The organism is Fortiea sp. LEGE XX443, assembly GCF_015206815.1.
Taxonomy (GTDB): Bacteria; Cyanobacteriota; Cyanobacteriia; order Cyanobacteriales; family Nostocaceae; genus Nostoc_B.
The window spans coordinates 55,214-76,794 of record NZ_JADEXZ010000007.1 but is presented as its reverse complement, the minus strand read 5'-3'; the positions used below and the strand labels follow the sequence as shown (position 1 = coordinate 76,794).

Here is a 21,581-nt window from a genome sequence, read left to right as displayed (position 1 = left end):
TTGGGTTTGCGTTACTCTAGGTCTGAAAGGCAAGGTTCAATCTATGAAAAAACGGATTTGGCTAGGGCTGTTGGCGCTGCTGGTAGTGGCCATCATAGGTAGTAAGAGCGATGCGTTTAACATTTTTTTTCCACAGCGTCCTTCACCAGCAATTGTGGAAAGAGTCACAACAGAAAACACTGCACCAAAGCCAGAGTCTCCAGTACCGAAAATTACACCGCAAGTTTCTGCTGAGAATTTACTTGCCCACATTCAAAAGTTGAATTTTCAACGTTATACAACAGCAGAGCGATCGCGTACTCGTACATATATCACAACTGAATTAAGAAAATTTGGCTGGAAACCACGACTAGAAAAATTTGCTGACGGTGTGAATATCTTTGCCGAACGTTTAGGTACTGACAAAAAAGCAGGTGCAATTCTTGTCGGCGCACATTACGATACTGTCGCGCGCTCTCCTGGTGCTGATGATAATGCTAGTGGGGTAGCTGTGGCACTGGAAATTGCCCGACTCCTTGGTTCACAACCCACACCACGAACTTTGCAATTAGCTTTTTTTGACAAAGAAGAAGCAGGACTTTTAGGTAGTCAAGCTTTTGTCTCCAAAAAGAAACGCTTGGAAAATTTGCGCGGTGTAATTGTCATGGACATGGTTGGTTATGCTTGCTACACGGCTGGCTGTCAACAATATCCACAGGGTTTACCTGTGACACCACCCAGTGAGAAAGGTGATTTTTTAGCAGTTGTAGGTGATACGGAACATTTACCTTTGCTGGGTGCTTTTCAAAACTCAGCTAATTTACCGTCCGTTCTCACAGTACCGATTCCTTTAAAAGGGTTACTGACGCCTGACACCCTCCGTAGTGATCATGCGCCGTTTTGGTATCAAGGAATAGGTGCAGTTTTAGTGACAGATACAGCTAATCTGCGTACTCCTCATTATCATCAATCTAGTGATCAGCCGAGTACTATTGAGCGATCGTTTTTTGCAGGTGCAGCCCAGATTGTAGTTAATGCTACCACTGCCTTGTTAGAAAAAAGTGATAGTTTAGCAACTCAACCTTCTCTTTGAGATTAAATGGAGTGTGTCCTAACGACATCGAACCGTTTCCTAACGACATCAAACTGTTTCCTAACGACATCAAACTGTTTCTTAACGACATCAAACTGTTTCCTAACGACAGCAAGTTTTGCACTATTAACCATTTTGCCTAAGCTCTAAATTCGTCAAATCCCAAAATATCCGTTATATTCCCGTCAGGGTTCATTAACGATGATTTTTATGGGAATAAGTTGGAAAGCTGTAAATTTATTGGCAGGTTGCTTTTGTGCGATCGCTTGTACAAAGTATTTAAGTATAAATACTACTGCAACGGCAGCTGACACAGTTGTGTTGCGTTATGGTTTGTTGGCAGAATCTGTTTCTTTAGCTGAGTTACAAAAAGCCGCAGAACTTGGGGATTTTCCTGGCGGGTTTGAGCTTTATGGGCGAAGATTATCTACACAACAGCGCCGCTTCTTAGTAAATACGCTGAAAATGCCACTATCGTTGAATGTTGTCACTATTAATAGGTTACTCAATACCCAGATTGGTACAACAATTCTCAACGATTTTTCAACAGCTGTTGTACGTAAGGATAAAGCTGGTGTACAAGCAATTAGAGCCGGATTAGTGTTAGGTTCGACTGCGCCTGAAGGTCTTTCGCTACTCAGCTTTATTGCTGCTTATCCTAGTCAACGCTTAGAAATCAATCTACCACAAACTTTTAAACTTGCTAGGAATTTCAATACAGCGTTTTGGCGGACTCAACAATTTATGTTAGCGATCGCGCCTCAACTTAATCAACAATCGCTACAAGTTTCTTTACCATTTGACCCCAGTCAACCAGGTACAGCACAAGTACAAGTCCTCAAGTTAAATTGGAATGACCCACAACGCAACCGCAATATTCCCGTTGATATTTACTCGTCAACAGCTGCGACGGCTGATAAACCAATAATTGTTTATTCTCACGGTTTAGGTTCTGTTCGCACTGATTTACACTACCTTGCAGAACACCTAGCATCTCACGGTTATGTGTTTGTAGCTGTAGAACATCCTGGTAGTAACCAGACAAATATTGATTCAGGTTTACAAGGCAAAAATAAACTTCTCAAGCCGCAGGAATTTTTAGATCGTCCCAAAGATATTAGTTTTGCTTTAGATCAACTTACGAAAATTAACCAAACTGCTAACAACCCTTTAGCAGGGAAACTAGCAACTGATAATGTGATGATGCTTGGTTATTCTTTTGGTGGCGGTACAACTTTAGCGCTGGCTGGTGGTGAGTTACAATTTGATAAACTCAAACAACGTTGTAAGAATAATTTGGCTGTGTTGAGTTTGGGAGAAGCTGCTCAGTGCGTTGCTCAAGATTTACCAGAAAACAGCTATCAACTACGAGATGCTCGAATTAAACAGGCGATCGCTCTTAATCCTACAAGTTCTTTGATGTTTGGCGACACTGGTTTAACTAAAGTGCAAGTTCCAACTATGATATTGGCTAGTTCCGCAGATAAAACAACTCCAGCTTTAACTGAACAAATTGTTGGATTTCAAAAAATTCCTGCGCCTAAATGGTTGGTTGGTATACTTGGGGGTACTCATCTCAGTGTAAAAGACCCAAGCGCTACTCTAGATCAGGCAGGACAAGCAAATACACCTTTTAGTGGTGGTGAAATTGTTGGAGAACAAGCCGCAGATGTTCGCAAATTTGTCAAAGTGATAGTCTTAGCAATGGCTGCACAGCAAACACCAGAAGCTCAAAAATATAGTGTGTTTTTAACTCCAAATTATGCGATAGCTGCTTCAACACAAGCATTTCCCTTTCGCCTGATAACGGAAATTCCTTCTGAAGCTCTAAACGTAGTGAATGAATATGTAAAAAAATAATAGTAGAGACGCGATATATCGCGTCTTGATAAATTTTTCTTATTACTGTTATTTGTTTTTGTATGTCAATCTGTGTTGACTTGGCGTAACAATTTCGTTACACTCATTTACATAAATTAATAAATGAAAAAACAAATTAAAAACACTGCTGCTAACTGAAAGGATATTGTCAAAATTTGATATCTTTTGCAGTTACTTAAAAACAACAGATTTTGGTATCTCCCATCAACATTTGGACTTCTCCTAATCACCTCGGTTTAAACAACAACCGAGGTTTTTTTTTGTAAAAGTAGAAGTAAAAATTTCACACTTTACACTTCATACTTCATACTTCACACTTCATTCAGTTGACTATCAAGACGGCGAAATAAGAATAACCAAAGTGGTAAGGAACTGTTGATAGCAATGAGTCGTACTAAATGTCCTGTAGTGACAATTTCCACATTATGATCCAACGCCAGGGAAACCAAGATCATTTCTGCGGAACCGCCTGGTGCTGTAACCAACAGACAAGTTAACCAGTCCCAAGAAGTTAATTGCATAGCCAGCATAGCAGCGATCGCGCCCGCAACTAAAGTCAAGGCTACAGAAAGCAAAGCGCAACCTACAGTTCGTTTCCCAAAGGCGGGTTTTTCTCCCCAATATTCCCCTATGGTAATTCCCAAAAGCATTTGACCTACTATATTAATCAATGGTTGCGGACTCAGATGAATCTCTCCTATAAAAGGTAGCCAATTTAGTAAAGAGTTAAAAAATATACCAAGCAACAACGCACCAAAAAAATCACCTGCTGGAATTTTAAAGAAAATAGCCAAGTAAATTATCAATCCAGTAATTAGCAGCGATACCAACAACAGTCCGAGTTGCGAAGGTTCCAAACTCAGCAACGCCTGTTTCACTGGAAGTATTGGCGAATTCCAGTAACTACCAACCGCTGTTCTAGCAATGAAAGGAATCAGCAGAACTACACAAGTAACCCGAATCGCCTGAACTAAAGCTACCAAGGTAACATTTTTATCGTAATCAGCCGCAATAGATGACATCACTCCCACGCCACCGGGAACTGTCGCCAGCATCGCCGTTAATAAGTTGGTTTTGCTCAATCGGGAGTAAATATAGCCAATGCAACTGCCACACAATAATAGAAAAAAGGTGAGAATAATAAATATTGGAATCCCAGAAGCTAAACTAATAAGGTCGCTATTGCTATTAGATAAACCAACAGTCAGTCCAACAAATCCCATCCCGACTTTTCTCGCAATTCGGTTAGGTTTGGGAGTGTATCTGTATAAGATGCGACATCCTTGGAGTATGAGTGTACCCGCGGCGATACCACCAAATATCCAAGCAATACCGCTAATATGAAACTTTACCAAAGCTAAACTCAGTAGTAATGCTAGTAGCATTTCTAAACCCAAGACAATTAGTGGTTTAGCAACAAGAATATTTTTATGAAAGGGTTCCTCCTGAGTGGGAACAACACTGATGCTGTGATTCATTGATACAGGGTTTTTAAATTAAATTTCGCTATACTCTTGAATTAATGCGATCGCCAAATACTTTCAACTTTTTAATTCGATGTACAAAGGCAATAACATAAAAACAATCTTAATAAAATTTAAACATAGCTTTAATCCTGATTACCACTGAATATTTTCTTATTAAGACAATAAATGGTAGAAACTAGCAGGTTTTCACCATTTATTGTCTTTTCGAGTTATTTTGGATTTGAGCGACAGCAGATAATCATTAGTCTTCATCCAACGGTGGAAAAGCTTCCTCAAACTTCCACAATTCATCTTTATTTTTGATGAACCAATTACGAGTAGCTGGAGTTAATTGGCTCCAAATAATTACACCTGGAATATCAGGATTCGCATATCGATATTGCTGACCAAGTGATTTGAGATTTTCCTCTACGTCACAAGGAATACCAAATTCTTGCCAGTCTACTATTATATGACTTCCTACAATTCCCGCAGCCGGATCAAAAATTAATTGTGCAGCCCTAATTAAATCAGCAAAATGTCGTGGTTTGAGGTTAGATATCTGCTGAATTTGAAACAATTCGTCATGCTCTTGAGACATTTTCCCTGGAGTGTTCAAAATTGACTACTTATAGAATTTACTGCCAGAGATTACTATCCTAATACTTCTAGTCTAGCGCAGAGATGCTAGAGTCTGCCTAAGGAAATTTTGCACTACTTAATATTTCAACTACTAAAATTTATTTTTATAAATAACTTATATCCTGAGCTAAGTTTCAAGTGATAATTTACTCATGATTAAAGATATCAAACAGGATCAAATTTTCTATTGATATCCTAAATAATTTGCAACCGAATCTCTTACCTATTCCCTTTGGAGGAAATAACCATGATGGGAGTATTTTGGTTCTTTGTTTTCTGCTTCGTTTGGCTTATTGGCTTGTCTTTGTTAGCAGAAATTTGGTTTTATGAAGAAGAGCAGGAGTTTTGATTGTCTGTCAAAAAGAAGGGTGTTGGGTATTGGGATACGCCCACAATTCCACTTGGTTTTATATTTAGTTCGGTGCTAATTTTTCACTACACCCCACACCCTACACCCTAGTTTTGGTCAGATCAGGGATTTGCATGAGTGAGCTAACTTATCGAGCGATCGCCCAGAAGAGTATAGGATTAATAGAGAACGGGGTAATATAAAGTGAGAATTTATTGAGCATCAACATTGTGCATCAATTTATACTTACATATCACTCCCAAACATCAAATGAGCATAAAAGCTAACTCGAAAGCTGGAAGTGCTGGTTTTACGTTGTTTGTGCTACTGTGATATGGATAACTTCAAAAGCACGTTCAGGCTGAAACTTGCAATATGAGGCTATGTCCTTCCTCTGTACTGATATTTATCTGTTTTACTTGCCCAGGTTTATACCCTAATCACCCAAGTACAGCCACATCTAACCCCACGTCCCTCAAAATTGCCCAAGTCAATTCCCAGCAGCCAAGCAAACAGGCTGTTCTTAAACCCAATAGTCAAGGGCTGGATGTGCAGACATTACAATCCAAATTGAAAGATTTAGGATTTTATAATCAGGCGTTAGATGGAAAGTACGGCGCAAGTACGCAAAGTGCTGTATCTCAATTTCAAAAAGCCAAAAATTTAAAAAGAACAGATGGCATTGCTGACCAAACCACTCAGGCAAGTATACAAGCAGCTTTGTTATTGAAAAATCAGTTTCCTATCTCGCCAATTGTGGCTTCACCTAGCCCAGATATTCAACCTACCACTAAAGTCAGGCCAAAACAAAAAGACTTTATTTGGTGGTCATTACTGGGACTAGGACTTTTTGGCAGTATTGGCGCACTTATTTTCTTATTAAAATGGTTTCGTCAAGTTAAGCAAGTACAACACTCTCGAAATTCTAGTTTTCTGGCTTTGAGTGCAGCCGATGAAAACTCAGTTACACCAGCGTTACCAGAATTAGACAACACATCAATCAACCAAGAAACTCCCGCATCAGAAACCAGTACACAAACACCAAAATCATCACTGGCGACTACAGTATTACCACTAGAAAAAACTTCTCGCTTGGCTAAACTCAATATCGTTGATGAATTAATTAAAGATTTACACAGCGCCGACTCAACAAAGCGGCGCAAGGCGATTTGGGATTTAGGACAGCAAGGTGATTCGCGGGCAATTCAACCTCTAGTAGACTTGATGATTGATGCTGATTCACAACAACGCAGTTTAATTTTGGCAGCTTTGTCAGAAATTAGTACCCGCGCCCTTAAGCCCATCAACCGTGCTTTGGCAATCTCTTTGCAAGATGAGAGTCCACAAGTACGGCAAAATGCCATCCGTGACTTGACTCGTGTCTATGACATGATGGCACAAATGAGCCAGATGTTGGGCCACGCAGTAGAAGACCCAGATGCAGAAGTACAGGCAACAGCAAAGTATGCTTTAACTCAGATGAAGAAAATGCGTGGCTTACCAGTTCAACTAAATCTACCAGAGGATATTAATCAAGATTCAGGACAATCAGCCTTATAAATATTGCAGCTGAATTTTGATTTCTGTATTCGCACCTACAACTAGAACAGCGGCCTCATCAAATTTAGGCGCTCTATCACGAATTTCTGGGTTTTGGGAAAATCCAAAGCCTTCAAGGGGAAAACCTAGGTCAGTACGATTAACGGTGAAGTCATTATTTTCATCGTGCATTACGGCTACGGCGTAGTTACCTACTTTTAATTTATTAAAGGTAAGTTTTACAGGCATGTCGGTAATTTTAGTACACTGCCTCTCTAATACACGATCGCGATCGGCCGGAAATCCTTGACTGCTACCAAATATGCTGGCACAGACTTGTCCCTCTGTATTTTTAAAGCCATCAATTTCTACAGTGAGGTTCCCATCGAAATTAGCCCTAGCAATCAATGGCGAGGCAAAATTTCCTAAAGCTGCAAGCAGGATTACGCTAACTCTCAATCTTTTGCTCATAAAATTTCTATTGGCGAAAACAAATATTGTTGATACTCAATTTGCACTTGATTGGTAGGTGCAGAGTTATCCTGACATGATTTGGTCAAGATTTGCAAGTATTATGTGAAAGTAGAAAGTTTAACTGCACGCAAGACAAAAGATCAAAGACAAAATACTGACATCTTAAACTTTTTCTCTATTGGGAATTTTACCTTTATTTCCGCCATACTGTATTAAAAAATAGGCAGTTCTACTGGAATTTTAATGATAAATTCAGTTCCTTTTCCTACAGTAGATAAGCATTGTAATTGTCCACCATGTTTTTCAACAATAATTTGATAGCTAATAGATAATCCTAATCCTGTGCCTTTGCCGACTGGTTTAGTAGTAAAAAATGGGTCAAATAAATGCTTTTGGATGTTTTCTGGAATTCCCACTCCATTATCCCTGATGCAAATATTGACTTGTTCGTTATCAATGAGTTCAGTACGAATCCGAATTTCTGGGTTAGTTAATAATTCCGAGTTCAGAGTATTTAATTCTTGACTTTTGATGATGAACTCTTCCAACGCATCAATAGCATTTGCCAGAATGTTCATAAATACCTGATTTAGTAGCCCAGCGTAGCACTCTATTGCCGGGATATTTCCATATTCTTTGATAATAGTGATTCTTTTACCGTTGATTTTTTCTTGAAGACGACTGCGTAAAATTAGCAGAGTGCTATCAATACCTTCATGGATATCAACCATTTTTTTCTCTGCTTCATCGAGGCGAGAAAAATTTCGCAAGGATTGAACAATCTGCTCAATGCGATCGCAACCAAGCTTCATCGATGCCAGCAGATTAGGAAAATCGGAGGTGACATAATCTAGCTCAATCTCCGAACTCTTAGTTTTAATCTTTTTACCCGGAGTTGGATACTTTTGTTGATATAAACTAATTAGTTCAAGTAAGTTTTGAGTGTAATCAATAGCATGAACAAGATTACCTGCAATAAAATTGATCGGATTGTTTATTTCGTGGGCAATACCAGCAACTAATTGCCCTAAAGCAGCCATTTTTTCATTTTGTACTAAACGGGTATAGTTGTGTTGTAAATCTTGAAATCCTGCTTTAGCAATTTGTGATTGTTCCTCAACCAGCTGTAGATGAGCTAAGGTGAAGGCATAAATTTGGGAGTAAGCTAAAAGTAATTGATGGAAATCAACTAGCCCATACTTTCCTGATTGAGTTGCTACTATAATTGGCTCGTAAACCAGATGGAATGACCTTTGTAATGCTTTCTGAGTGGCTTCTATAATAGGTAATTCTCCAGAAAGGATGAATAAATCTGACTGGAGGAAGTTATATATATTTTCAATAGGTCGCCGAGAAAATAATCCAAAACTATAGGGGCGACTCATATGTTCAAAAAACTTTTGCCGTGAAATCATCCCCACAAAACATTCTTTCCTATTCAAGATAATTCCTGGAAGTAAAGGTTCTCGACCAAAGAGTGTAATTAAGTCACCGCCTGGACAATCTAACTCAACCTGAATCTCCCACATAGGTATTTCTTGCAGAGTTGACTCTAATCGCAGGTTAAGCTCATTAGCATGTGTCATGCTAGGCATCGCAAGCATAATATCAATCCTGTTTGTTCTAGGTTATGTTTGAAATCTTTGCTCTGGACAATAGCTGCAAAGTAAAGTAGGAAAACAACAGTAAGTAGAAAGGTGCAAATAAACCGAACTATGTAACGGAAAGTAAAGTAGGTTGAAAACCTCTTCCCTTCTGCCTTCTGCCCTCTGCCTCCTGCCTTGTCATAACGACAATTTTTAACACCTACCTACTTATTGTCATATTTAGTTTTCCCAAAGCTAGGTCACAAATTTTAGCTTAGGCAAAGTTATAAATTTCATCTGGTGTTGCAGTGCGATCGCTTTTTTAGCAAAAGCAATGATGGGAAAGTCAAAATACAGTATATATTTGGAGTTCTGCTGATTATTGAATTTTGACTGCCAAAAAAATTTATTGATGAAATCGACAATTTTACCTGCACCCCTAAAACCTGGAGATTTATTACGAGTCATCGCCCCCAGTGGTGCTTTGCGAGAATTTGATGCTTTTGAGCGGAGTATAGAAATTTGGCGATCGCGCGGTTATCGCGTCGAGATTAGCCCTAACATTGCACAAAACTGGGGCTATTTAGCCAACAAAGACGAAATTCGCCGCCATCAATTAGCCGCAGCCTGGCGTGATTCCGATTGCCGTGGTATCCTCTGTGCCAGAGGCGGTTTTGGCAGCACCCGCATTTTAGAAAGTTGGGATTGGCACAGCAATTCTACAGATCCCAAGTGGCTGATTGGTTTTTCTGATATTACTGCCCTGTTGTGGAGCCTTTACAATGAGGGAATTGCTAGTGTTCATGGGCCTGTGCTGACGACTTTTGCTAATGAGCCAGATTGGTCAATTACACGATTATTCAATTTGGTAGAAGGACGGCTTGTAGAACCTCTCAAAGGTTGTGGCTGGGGAGGTGGTGTTGGGACTGGGATTTTGCTTCCCGGTAATCTTACGGTAGCTACTCATCTTTTAGGCACACCGCTGCAACCTGATCTTGCAGATGTGATTTTGGCTTTTGAAGATGTGACAGAAGCACCTTACCGAATTGACAGGATGCTGACGCAGTGGCGTTTGAGTGGCATTTTATCACAAGTGCGAGGGATAGCTTTAGGAGGTTTTACCCGTTGCGAACCCCCAGCAAACGTACTTAGCTTTAGTGTAGAGGAAGTGTTGCGCGATCGCTTGGGTGATTTAGGAATTCCCATTGTCTCAGATTTACCTTTTGGTCACGGCGAACAAAATGCCGCTTTACCAGTGGGTTTAAAAGTAATCTTAGATGGCGATCGGGGAATATTAGATGTATTTCAAGAAAATCTTTGATATTTCATCAAGATAGTCGCGGGTCTTTATCCCCACTCATTCATGCTGAATTCTACATTTTGCTTCAATTATAAATGAGCATTAAAAATTTGTTTGGCAGTTAAATTAAAAGTAGGGAATGTTGGTGAAATAATTTGGTCATTATCTCTAAATTGACTAATCTGATATTCGTCATCAATGAGTTGATAAACTGAAATAGTTGGTTGCTTTGGGTTGCCAATAAACCGCTTTCCGCCTAGAGCTTCGTGGTCAATTATCCAATATTCCTGAATCCCCATCTGTTCATAGTCAGCAGATTTTTTACAGTAATCATCTCGCCAGTTTGTGCTGACAACTTCAACAATTAACTTGATTGAATCAGCGAGTTCGATAATTGATTGACTTTCCCATCTTGTTTCGTTGACGAGAGATGTTTCATCTAAAACGATAATATCTGGTTCATATCCAGATTTTCCTTCTGAAGTTTTTACTATCGATTCTCTAGGAATAAACCAAATATCTTCCTTCTGCAAATTTCCAATAGCTATATTGAGATGGTTAATCCCAAAGCCTGTTACTCTTGAATGTTTCCCTCTTGGTTTTGGCATCTCAACAATCACTCCATCGTGTAATTCGTAGCGCACTTCAGAATCTTCGGGATACCATTCAATGAATTCATCAAATGTTACAGGTTTGGTTAAAGCTTGACTCATAGTTTTTTGTGAGGAATATCTACACAGGCAAAACCCGTTCTGCTAAATAAATTGAAAAACCCGCATCGTCGGCGGGTATAAAAATCTAATTCCGTAGGGTGGATAATATAGTATTTAAAAGCCTGATCATCTATTACCCACCCAAGGGAGTTAAACAAGTTTCAAATCGGGATACTCTGCTAACAAATCATCAGAAGTTAGGGTATCGCCTTCAGCTTGGGGAGTCCATAGCACTTCGATCGCTAAAAGTTGCTCACCCGGAATGCTACCAATTTGGCGCAATGCTTGACGTAAATCATCTGTATTATTGATAGCTGGGATTTCAAATTTGCCGAGGGTTGCTGCTAACAAGGTAACGATAATATATTCCCCAGGGCCTTCGCTAATTAGACGAGTTGGGTTGTCAAGTTCACCAGTAGAAGGCAAGGCTTTTTGAGATAGAGCCTCTTTTAATTGGTTATTGACATTAGAAAGAGTTTCTTCGCTAAATTTGCTGCGTTCGGCTAACGCTAAACGGTTGAACTGACCTTCAGCAGAATTTAACTTAGCTTGTTGTGTGCCACCGCCTGCATAAACCCAGTATTCTGGATGGCGGAGTAAAGCCAAGCTGGTTTCTTGTAAAACGGCTGCTCTTCCTTCGGGAGAGTTGGTGTCAGCAATTTCAGCAATTTTGTTGAGTTCTGGTTGCAAATTACGGGCTTGAGCTAACAAACCTACTTGCAAACGAGTTACAGAAACGTTTGGGTTGCTGCTGTAACCGACTTCTTCAACTCCGCCACTGCTGGCGCGGCGGAAACTTTGAACTAAAAAGTTAGCGATCGCAATAAAAATCAAAATTGTAAACAGACCGCCAAATCCTCCACCAATTCCCCAAAAAGGAATCAGGAATGGAAAACCAAAACCACCGCCAGGATAAGGAGCATAGTATCCGCCACCACCGGGAGGTGCGTAAGTTCGTGGTGTGTAGGTGCGGTTGGAAGGTACTCTAAAAGAACCGCCACCAATACGACCACCACTGCGGGCTGCTAATGCTCCGTCAGCATTTCCCAGTGCTAAAGTTAACACCAGACTCAGTACAAAAAAGGTTTTTAAGAGTGGTTTGATTGTTTGTTGTAGTTTTTTACGCATAACACAGTCGCTTGAAAAATTGTATTGCTGATGATTGCATCCTAATACTGTTAGGATTTTTGCGGTATGTAGCTGATGCCAGCCCGCGACTAGTAAGCGAGTATTTAATTGGCAGTAGCTTTTTGTAACATCAATTGTTGTTGCTACTTCTTCAATGTACCGCGTCTTATCTTAGGTAAACAGCGGACGGAGGGGGGATTTCTGTTGTAGATAACCGTACCTTGGAACTTATGCTTGAGCGTAGGAACTTTGGGATAAATTAATGATTTCTGTAAAATCAGGCGAAAGGTGGAAGGCAAAAGGATAAACTATAGCGATCGCTATTATTTTTTTACTTAGATTCTTGTAGCAAACACTACCTGTTCTTTAGCTTTATTGAAAATTTTTTGGCATTTTGGCGGCATATGCCGCATGATGGAAGTTAAGCTTTAGTATCTAGCCATTTTTAGGATTTTTTATAGCTTTTACAATCAGTTTTTTAGCTATAATTACCAGACTGTAATTTTGATTATTTTTCTACATAAATTTTTAAAAGTGAGTCAATTGTTACTAAAATATATAATTAATAAACACTTCACACAAACAATCATCAAATCACTAATTTTAATGTTTTATAATATTTCTTAAAGCTTGGTAATACATTCATTTAAATTGAAGGATTGAGAATGATGTTTCTCACAGACTACTGCTACAGAATGGTAATTATGAATGTAAATATCTTTCCTAGGTCTAAAATAATTACAGTTTGTGAAAAAATCTGACAAAAATATAGCGTTTTAACGTTGAGTGAAATTCAAATTTTGAATTTGTGTGAATGAGAAATGAGCAACAGTTCTGTTCTAGAATGCCAAAATTTTTTTAGCTACCACCAAGTAAAACTGGCTGTATGTAAATTCCGCTTCACTTTTCTCACAATCTCGATGAGTTAAAATATTCTCAGAGGGAAAACTTTAGATACATAGCTCATAAATTACCCAATGGCAAGATAGAAATAAATTGCTGTTCAACATATAGTGGAAATAGCACCAATATTAACCAGAACTAGAAAAGAAAATCTATTACCACAACAACTTAAAATAGTGGTATTTACCTCATCAAATCTTAGTAATTTATTGATGAGAGAACTACCATTAAGTGATCATTCGATTCGGCTAGAATATTAAGACTAAGGGCAAACTTTGGCTGATAACAACATCAAAAAGCAAGGGCGCTAACGAGTTAGTTACGATGATTGATCACAGCTAACTTACAAGCTGCACTTTCACTTAACTTTAGTATGCACAATTACAAATTTTTTGAGTTAAAGTGACCGAAGTTAACATGGAACATATTTCTCAATTAGCAACAAATATTAGAGAAAAAACCGCATGTCCAGATATTTTAGTGATATCGCGTCTCTTTTTACCAAAAGAGGCTGTTATTGGCGAATATCTCTATAATCGTTGTCTTCAAGATCCAGAGCGGATAATTGTTTTAGCTGCTAGTTGTGCAGGTGATCAAAGATTTGACCAAGTTCAACAGTTTCCTATCTATCGCTGGCCAAGTTCTCCACACTGGCTGGGTGGTTTTTTTGGCAATCTCCTCAAGCCGTTAATTAATCTAGTCTGGTCATTTGTGCTGGCGATCAAACTCTATTTTCGCTATCACTATCGTTATATTGAATGGGGACACGGCTACGAATTTCCTTCCTTGTTATTATTGAGCTATCTGTTACCCATCCGCTTTTTTATTTATTTGCACGGTAATGATATTCGTAGTGCGTTAGGCAACCCGGTGTGGCGATCACTATTTAAATTAACACTGACACGCGCCACAGGCATTGTTTGTAACAGTTCCTTTACAAGAGATTATCTCAGAAATTCTTTCCGCTTACAAACCCCTACCCATGTAATTCATCCTGTAGTCAGACCAGAGAAATTTAGTTTAGGTACAAACCACATTAATCTCGATGATTTAAGGGTGCAGGTGCGTCAGGCTTACAATATCCCAGAAACAGCAGTTGTTATTCTTTCTGTAGGACAATTGGTAAAGCATAAAAGCTTTGAACGCATCATTGAAAATCTCCCATTATTGCTGACTATTGGGATAGACGTTCACTACATACTTTGTGGTCAAGGTGATTGTGAATCAGAACTGCAAACTCTAGCGCAGCGCTTACGAGTAAACCAGAGGGTACACTTTGCTGGCTACATACCTGATAGTGAGTTAGCAGGCTACTATGCTGCTTGTGATATCTTTGCTATGCTGACCTTGAACAATACCAGCGCTAGATTTATCGATGGTTTTAGTGTTGCATATTTAGAAGCAAGTTACTTTGGTAAACCCGTAATTGCCTCGCGTTTAGGTTCTGTTATTGAGGTAGTAAGCCATGAAGAAAATGGCATACTAGTGAATCCTAAATCTGGGTACGAAGTTTTTCAAGCCTTTAAGCGCTTGTGTCAAAACCAGCAATTGCGTGAACAACTTGGTCGCAAAGGTAAAGAATTAGCTAGGCGCAAAACTCTTCACCGGATGCTTTATCAAGAAAATTAACCACCGCCGACAATAGTGACTACTTCCAAGCGATCGCCTGGTTGTACTATAGTTTGTGACCAAAATTGGCGATGTAAAATTTCCCCGTTATACTCCACCGCCACTAAGCGCGGATTGAAACCCAATTGTTGCAGTAAATCGGGTAACAAAGATGGGGATGAGCAATTGCGGGGTTCCCCATTCACCTGAAGGGTAATTTGTTCGGACATAAAATAAAGTATGAAGTGTGAAATGTGTAGACGCGCAGCGGCTTGCCGCAGGCTAGTCTGAAGTCTTATCCTCCTGCATTTTGTCAAATGACAAATGACTCAGCACTTAATTTTGTATTGTCTCTGCTTGAGGTTTGACGCGTTTGAGTTGCGACAGTAGGTATTGGGTGACGAGAGTAGGTTGTTCCGCTTGCATCAGCGATCGCACCACCGCCACCCGTTCTGCTCCTGCATCTATGACATCATTGATATTATTGGCATCAATGCCGCCAATAGCAAACCAGGGTACAGCACTATTTTGGGCGGCGTACCGGACATATTCTAAGCCAGCAGCAGGTTTACCTACTTTTGTTGGAGTTTCGTAAACAGGGCCAACACCTATGTAGTCTGCTCCTTCGGTAATGGCCTTTTGCATTTCTTCCGCATTAGTGGTAGAACGACCAATTATGCGCTGTGTCCCCAATAATTGCCGAGCAGCAGCAATTGGCATATCCTGTTGTCCTAGATGTACGCCGTCAGCATCCACAGCTAAGGCTAAGTCTACGCGATCATTCATCATAAACAGAGCGCCGTAAGCATGACATAACTGCCGTAGTTTTGTTGCTTGTTCTAGCCGCACAGTATCATCAGCATTTTTATCGCGATACTGCACTAGAGTCAATCCGCCTTTAAGTGCAGATTCTACAGTACCCAACAAATTTTCTGCTGAGGATGTTACTAAATATAAATGCGATCGCCACAACAATTGATGACGCTGATAACCCATCAAATTACTTTCTAGGGTGTAAACCCGATAGCGCATTTGCTTAAAAGCTTTTCCCATATTTGGGTGATACAGCTTACCGTATTCTTCCAGCACCCGCAATGCTTCTTGAACACGGCAAAAGTTAGCTTGTAACAACAACTTAATGCTAGAGCGTTGTTCTTCTTGAGGGTGCGACAAATCAGTGCCAACATCCCCTAGTGTATCTCGTGCCGCTCGTATTTCCGCCGTATGCCATTTAGCAAGCTCTTGTCGCAGATATTTACATTCCCCAGCTAACTGGAGATTATTCAAACCAAAGCGACACCACTCCTCGATAATTCGCAAACCTTCACGAGCGCGGTCTAAATTAGCATCCAATATGCGGTAAACCACTTGCTGTATTTGCTCTTTTTGGCTATACGGCTCGACCATTACCACAACTCCATTAGTGCTTTCATCGTAACAGCCAGCCTCTTTCATATGTGCAATGTTTTTAGCATCGTTAATTTACTAGGCAAGAGATATCGAGAAGAGAAAAGTGTGAAGTATGTAGACACCCTTTGGGTGGCTTCCCGGAGGGTAATTTCATCTTTCAGCCTTTACTCTTCATCCTTATTAATTACTTTGTCTTCAAAATAGCCAATAGGTCAATATTGTGGGTAACATTATCGACATATTAGTGTCTAAGGGTATAAGACTTTATTGTTATTTCTCAGGAGTGTTGTAAAAATGATTTCCCCCATTGTGTCTAGTCAAAATCGTAGACTGGCGCTTAAGCTAATAGCCTTTAATCCACTATATCCATCTCTGGATTTAGCTAGGCCCATAGCTTTTGGTTACTCACTTTTGCTTTGTACGCTTGGTATGGGAGTGGCAGGTTTAACTTTCCTGGCGATCAACAGTAGCGCCGTTGCTCAGATGCCCCTGGGTGACAGAACACTCTCTCAGGTTAATGTACTGTTTGTCAACCCAAGTATCGGAGATGACACCACGGGTAATGGAAGCGATCGCACGCCTTTAAAAACCATTACCCAAGCTTTGCAAGTTGCCGTAGATAATACAGTGATTATGTTGGCTCCGGGTAATTACAGTACAGACACTGGAGAAATATTTCCATTAATACTGCGACCAGGCATTTCCATCCAAGGAGATGCAAGTAACAAAGGCAGTGGGATTACGATTCAAGGAGGTGGTACATACCTCAGTCGCAGCTTTGGTGGGCAGAATGTTACGATTGTTGGAGCAACTCAGGCTGTGTTAACAGGAGTGACGCTCACCAATTCCAATCCCCGTGGTTATGGTTTGTGGATTGAATCGAGCCATCCCGTAATTTCTGAGAATACATTTACCGGAAATACCCAAGATGGTGTTGCTGTTAGCGGTAACGGCGCACCAACAATTAATAAAAATTATTTTTATCGAAATGGTGCTAACGGTATCACTCTCAGCGGAACTTCTCAGGCGCAGGTGCAGGAAAATATTTTTCAAGAAACAGGTTTTGGGGTAAATATCACCCAAAATGCGGCTCCTGTAGTTGTAGGTAATCAAATTCAGAATAATCGCTCAGGAATTATCGTCCAAGGCAAAGCGCGTCCGACTTTGCGAAATAATTTAATTGCAGGTAGTAAAGAAGATGGTTTAGTAGCGATCGCCCAAGCAATGCCAGATTTAGGTACTATTACGGAATCAGGAGGTAACGAATTTCGCAATAATGCTCGCTATGACATTAATGCCAGTACTGCCAAGGAAATCATTGCTGCTGCGGGGAATAACTTGACTGGCAATCGTGTCATAGGCAAAGTAGATTTTAACGCTCAAGCCGTCTCTATTACTGATAATTCTTCACCTACTACAATCTCAGCAATTCTGGCTAATCAAGAAATCACCTTTTCTGCACCTGAAGTTCCTAATCCTACTAAACCAGTAGCAACATTACCCAAGAACCCCATTCCCTCGAAATCTCATCAACAACCACTCACTCCTCCTACTGGCGGATTCCCGATCCCCAGCAGTTTAGCAGCAAAACAACCACCAACAAACACTCAAGTTACTCCCACAGCTAAAGTCACATCACTACCAGTTTTACAACCAGCGTCACCACAGTTAAATTATGTGCAGATTGACACTAATACCATTGAATTTGTCGCACCCAATTCGGTGACAACACTACCCAGTCAAAATCAAGCACCAGCATTGACTATACCCAGTGCAGCACCTTTACCGGTTCCCAACGGTAATGTTCCCCTCGGTAATACTCGCAATCTGCAAAAAGTACCAGTTCCACAAACTAACAAAACTGCTGACAGTGTAAGTTATGTACAGCCTGCCAGAGGCACACGTTACCGCGTTATTGTAGAAGTAGCCAACGAAAGAGAACAGGAATTAGTGCGATTTGTTGCCCCTGGTGCATTTTCGACAATCCGGCAAGGGCGTAAAGTTATGCAAGTAGGAGTATTTAGCAATCGGTTTAACGCCGATGAAATGTTAAAAACTCTTACAGGTAATGGTTTACGAACTGTTATTGAGCCGTTAAATTAAATGAAATCACCATTTACTTATAGCGATCGCACAATAGCATCTGTTTGAGTAAGCGTCAAAAAATCTTGTGAAAATCCCCCTTGCTCAGATCCCCGACTTTTCAAAAAAGTCGGGGATCTTTAGTTATTCACAAATGATTTCATGCCTTTCTCGCTAATTTTGCTATTCAGCCGTTGAGTGTGTAAAGTTAATACAGTAGATAGCCATCAAGCTCTGATATATGCAAAATAGAAATCCGTAGGAACTACAATTTAAAACTAACTTAATAAATCCTATTTTTCAGTCAGAATTATGGAGCAAAATCAGCATCAACAGCGCCGCGCCGCGGATCAGGAGTTTCACCAATCGCTTAACCAATTGGAAGGTATTTTACAAGACAGTCTGACTGAGAACGCTGAAACCCAGATTGAGGAGCCAGTTGAACTCGAACTAGCAGATGATTTGACTGATATTGACTTAGCAGCCTTTGAGGACGCGGTTGCTGATATTGAGAAATATCTAGAAGAAAAGACCAAGTAATACTGCTTTAGCTTGCTGTTATTTGCCGCCGAGCTTCATACAACATTAAAGCAGCTGCGATCGCCACATTCAAAGACTCCACTCCTGGACTTAGGGGAATGTTGACTTGTTGATCTGCCATTTTTGCTAAGTCTGCTGATAAACCAGCCCCTTCATTTCCCAATAAAATCAAACTGGGTTTGCGCCAGTCTATTTGCCAATAAGTTAAAGTTGCTGTCGGTAAGGTAGCTATAACTTGCATTCCCCCTTGCTGACTTTGTTGGACTGTCGCTGTTAAATCTTCGCTTACCGCCATATCTAAGCGAAACCATTGTCCCGCACTAGCACGCAGAACTTTTGGGTTATCTAAATCTACACTATCGTCACTCAGCCACAATCCCGATGCACCAGCCGCCGCCGCTGTGCGGATAATTGTTCCCAAATTACCGGGATCTTGGATGGTTTCTAATGCTAAAGCAATCCCAGTAAGTGGGATTTGATTTTGACCAATACTGCGTTTTGCTGTTGCTACGACCCCATCTGGTTGAATTGTAGTAGCGATCGCTTCTAAAACTTCTTCACTGACAATTTCTGCGCGATCGCAACGACTAGATACTGCTTCCCACAATGACGAGTGAGATACTTGCCATTGGGACGTACAACACACCGTCACTAAGGGATAACCCACCGCACAAGCTTCTTCCAGCAAATGCGTCCCTTCTAGCAAAAATAATTCCTGCTTGTGTCGCTCCTTAGTAGAGTGCAGCTTGCGAATTTGCTTGACCAGAGAATTCTGTAAACTAGTTAACACAATTAAAGGCAAAAGTAAAAAATCAAAAGTAAAAAGTAAAAGACTTACGTTTTTGCCCTTTACCTTTTACCCTTTAACTTTAAATGCGGAACCCGGGACTTGAACCCGGAAGCCTTGCGGCACTAGAACCTGAATCTAGCGCGTCTGCCAATTCCGCCAGTTCCGCTGGCATCGTTTTTATATCGACAATTTCTAATTATTACTCAATTATTGATTGTTGTCAACTAAGATCAAAAAATACCCGTGTAAATATCCATGTATAGATATTCCAGATGAAACATTGGGAACTATGATGAGTGATTGGGTTTTCCATAGCCCAATGTCTAGTGCGAAAAAAACATAACATAGTTATCTGGAGTATTGAGTTTTACTCATCTACCCCCAGGCTAAATTCTGGTGATTTTCCGTCGTCAGTTCCGACCCAAAAAATATATTGATGAATACAAGATGTAGACAAATTAAATCTTTACTGTAGAATCAAAACCAACTTCAACCCTTGAAAATTACGTATTATCTTTGGAGGTAGGCTTATTAATCCTTCTACCAGCTTACCAGATGCCAAGCTTGCACCTCAAGCAGACTCCTCAGTCTTGCAAATTTTGGGTGGGCATCCTTTGCACGGTCATGTAAAAATTAGCGGAGCAAAAAATTCAGCACTGGTAATCATGGCTGGAGCCTTGCTCTGTTCTGGAGATTGTCACATCCGCAATGTTCCCTTGTTAGCGGATGTCGAAAAAATGGGTCAAGTTTTATCAGCTTTGGGTGTAAGTGTCACACGCCAAGGCGACATTTTAGATATTAATGCCAGCCACATTACTACATCTAAAGCTCCCTACGAACTCGTTACTCAACTACGGGCAAGTTTTTTTGCCATTGGTTCCATACTAGCAAGGCTAGGAGTAGCACAAATGCCCTTACCTGGTGGCTGTGCAATTGGAGCCAGACCAGTTGATTTGCACGTCCGAGGACTGCAAGCAATGGGAGCCGAAGTGCAGATTGAACATGGCATTTGTAATGCTTATGTTCCCGGTGGTGGCAGATTAAAAGGAGCCAAAATTTACTTTGACACTCCCAGCGTGGGAGCAACGGAAACGTTGATGATGGCTGCTACCCTTGCAGATGGTGAAACCATCATCGAAAATGCCGCCCGCGAACCAGAAGTTGTCGATCTGGCAAATTTCTGCAACGCGATGGGAGCCAAAATCCAAGGTGCTGGTACTAGCATAATTACAATTGTGGGTGTTCCGCAGTTGCATTCTGTTGACTACAGCATTATTCCCGATCGCATTGAAACTGGAACCTTTTTAGTTGCTGGTGCGATTACTCGTTCCGAAATCTTACTATCCCCAGTTGTCCCAGATCATTTAATTCCTGTGATTGCCAAATTACGAGAAATTGGCGTACCGATAATTGAGGAAGCCCCAGATTGCTTGCGGCTGCTACCGGCGGAGACTCTCAAGGCGACATATATTGAAACCTTGCCCCATCCCGGCTTTCCTACAGATATGCAAGCACCGTTTATGGCACTACTCGCCTTGGCTGAAGGTGACAGCATCATTAACGAATCTGTCTTTGAAAATCGTTTACGCCATGCTTCTGAGTTAAATCGCTTAGGAGCAGATATTCGCGTTAAAGGTAATGCAGCCTTTGTGCGAGGAGTACCGATGTTATCAGGTGCGCCTGTATTAGGCACAGACTTACGAGCATCGGCCGCCCTAGTTTTAGCAGGACTAGCGGCGGAAGGACAAACTACCATTCAAGGATTACATCACCTCGATCGCGGTTATGACAGACTTGATCTCAAGTTGCAACAATTGGGAGCTAAAATCAAGCGCGTCAAAGAAGTACCTACAGATGCAGATGTTACTCCCAATGGCAGTACAGCGCCAGTAACGATTTCGACCTAGTGTAGGTAGGAATTACCTCTGAACAGGTATAAGGGGTGTAGGTGTTCAAATCCTTACCCCCTTACACCCTGCCAAAACCAATAGTCTTGTTGCGTAAGTTCTGCTAGGCAATGCCCACCCGACTTAATCGTTATACTAGCTGTGGGTGGCTGTTTATCCCAACAGCCCAAATCCTACAGTCTTTGTGTTCA

At 40.7% G+C, this 21,581-nt stretch carries 17 protein-coding genes and 1 tRNA gene; 8 read left to right on the top strand and 10 right to left on the bottom strand.

The features are described 5' to 3' along the window. Positions 1-43: 43 nt before the first annotated feature. Together IQ259_RS05100 and IQ259_RS05095 are read left to right on the top strand one after the other, a co-directional pair. Positions 44-1,072 carry a M20/M25/M40 family metallo-hydrolase gene (locus tag IQ259_RS05100; protein WP_193881837.1) on the top strand — a complete coding sequence of 343 codons (1,029 nt, stop codon included), beginning with the start codon at positions 44-46 and terminating at the stop codon, positions 1,070-1,072. Between the two features lie 210 nt (positions 1,073-1,282). Then, positions 1,283-2,932 (top strand): alpha/beta hydrolase, encoded by a 1,650-nt coding sequence (locus IQ259_RS05095; RefSeq protein ID WP_193881834.1) that lies wholly within the window; start codon positions 1,283-1,285, stop codon positions 2,930-2,932. A gap of 332 nt (positions 2,933-3,264) precedes the next feature. Here IQ259_RS05095 and IQ259_RS05090 read toward each other — a convergent pair whose 3' ends face one another. Together IQ259_RS05090 and IQ259_RS05085 are read right to left on the bottom strand one after the other, a co-directional pair. Further along, a complete protein-coding gene (locus IQ259_RS05090; RefSeq protein ID WP_193881831.1) occupies positions 3,265-4,431 on the bottom strand; it encodes an AbrB family transcriptional regulator in 1,167 nt (388 codons plus the stop codon). Positions 4,432-4,681: 250 nt separating this feature from the next. Next, on the bottom strand, positions 4,682-5,020 hold the full coding sequence (locus tag IQ259_RS05085; protein ID WP_193881828.1) for a hypothetical protein: 339 nt from the start codon (positions 5,018-5,020) through the stop codon (positions 4,682-4,684). Positions 5,021-5,785: 765 nt separating this feature from the next. Between IQ259_RS05085 and IQ259_RS05080 the strand changes: the two genes are divergently transcribed. Further along, on the top strand, positions 5,786-6,970 hold the full coding sequence (locus IQ259_RS05080; protein WP_193881825.1) for a peptidoglycan-binding protein: 1,185 nt from the start codon (positions 5,786-5,788) through the stop codon (positions 6,968-6,970). Here the strand turns inward: IQ259_RS05080 and IQ259_RS05075 are convergent. Further along, complete coding sequence (locus tag IQ259_RS05075; RefSeq protein ID WP_193881822.1) at positions 6,965-7,420, bottom strand: DUF2141 domain-containing protein; 456 nt, start codon at positions 7,418-7,420, stop codon at positions 6,965-6,967. The two genes, IQ259_RS05080 and IQ259_RS05075, sit on opposite strands and share 6 nt — an antisense overlap. 215 nt (positions 7,421-7,635) lie before the next feature. Further along, entirely contained in the window at positions 7,636-9,018 is a 1,383-nt protein-coding gene (locus tag IQ259_RS05070) for an ATP-binding protein (protein ID WP_370568000.1), read from the bottom strand. Positions 9,019-9,421: 403 nt separating this feature from the next. Between IQ259_RS05070 and IQ259_RS05065 the strand changes: the two genes are divergently transcribed. Next, the gene (locus IQ259_RS05065) at positions 9,422-10,330 is read left to right on the top strand and encodes an LD-carboxypeptidase (protein WP_193881816.1); all 909 of its coding nucleotides are present in this window, start codon (positions 9,422-9,424) and stop codon (positions 10,328-10,330) included. Between the two features lie 68 nt (positions 10,331-10,398). Here the strand turns inward: IQ259_RS05065 and IQ259_RS05060 are convergent, their stop codons facing one another. Continuing rightward, complete coding sequence (locus tag IQ259_RS05060) at positions 10,399-11,022, bottom strand: Uma2 family endonuclease (protein WP_193881813.1); 624 nt, start codon at positions 11,020-11,022, stop codon at positions 10,399-10,401. 150 nt (positions 11,023-11,172) lie between these two features. After that, positions 11,173-12,150 carry a DUF1517 domain-containing protein gene (locus IQ259_RS05055; protein WP_193881810.1) on the bottom strand — a complete coding sequence of 326 codons (978 nt, stop codon included), beginning with the start codon at positions 12,148-12,150 and terminating at the stop codon, positions 11,173-11,175. 1,320 nt (positions 12,151-13,470) lie between these two features. On the opposite strand from IQ259_RS05055, the gene IQ259_RS05050 reads away from it, so the two are divergent. Next, on the top strand, positions 13,471-14,682 hold the full coding sequence (locus IQ259_RS05050) for a glycosyltransferase family 4 protein (protein WP_193881807.1): 1,212 nt from the start codon (positions 13,471-13,473) through the stop codon (positions 14,680-14,682). Here the strand turns inward: IQ259_RS05050 and thiS are convergent. Both thiS and IQ259_RS05040 read right to left on the bottom strand, forming a co-directional pair. Further along, a complete protein-coding gene (thiS, locus tag IQ259_RS05045; protein WP_193881804.1) occupies positions 14,679-14,891 on the bottom strand; it encodes a sulfur carrier protein ThiS in 213 nt (70 codons plus the stop codon). The two genes, IQ259_RS05050 and thiS, sit on opposite strands and share 4 nt — an antisense overlap. Before the next feature lie 106 nt (positions 14,892-14,997). Beyond that, positions 14,998-16,116, bottom strand: a complete 1,119-nt coding sequence (locus tag IQ259_RS05040; RefSeq protein ID WP_193881801.1) for a thiamine phosphate synthase — start codon at positions 16,114-16,116, stop codon at positions 14,998-15,000. 249 nt (positions 16,117-16,365) lie between these two features. On the opposite strand from IQ259_RS05040, the gene IQ259_RS05035 reads away from it, so the two are divergent. After that, a complete protein-coding gene (locus IQ259_RS05035) occupies positions 16,366-18,174 on the top strand; it encodes a DUF1565 domain-containing protein (RefSeq protein WP_193881798.1) in 1,809 nt (602 codons plus the stop codon). A 291-nt stretch (positions 18,175-18,465) separates the two neighbouring features. Next, the gene (locus IQ259_RS05030; RefSeq protein ID WP_193881794.1) at positions 18,466-18,693 is read left to right on the top strand and encodes a hypothetical protein; all 228 of its coding nucleotides are present in this window, start codon (positions 18,466-18,468) and stop codon (positions 18,691-18,693) included. A gap of 7 nt (positions 18,694-18,700) precedes the next feature. Here IQ259_RS05030 and IQ259_RS05025 read toward each other — a convergent pair whose 3' ends face one another. Together IQ259_RS05025 and IQ259_RS05020 are read right to left on the bottom strand one after the other, a co-directional pair. Beyond that, entirely contained in the window at positions 18,701-19,483 is a 783-nt protein-coding gene (locus tag IQ259_RS05025; RefSeq protein WP_193881791.1) for an RNA methyltransferase, read from the bottom strand. 84 nt (positions 19,484-19,567) lie between these two features. Beyond that, positions 19,568-19,649: transfer RNA gene (locus IQ259_RS05020), tRNA-Leu, on the bottom strand. Between the two features lie 364 nt (positions 19,650-20,013). Between IQ259_RS05020 and murA the strand changes: the two genes are divergently transcribed. Beyond that, complete coding sequence (gene murA / locus IQ259_RS05015) at positions 20,014-21,390, top strand: UDP-N-acetylglucosamine 1-carboxyvinyltransferase (protein ID WP_193881984.1); 1,377 nt, start codon at positions 20,014-20,016, stop codon at positions 21,388-21,390. Positions 21,391-21,581: the final 191 nt, after the last annotated feature.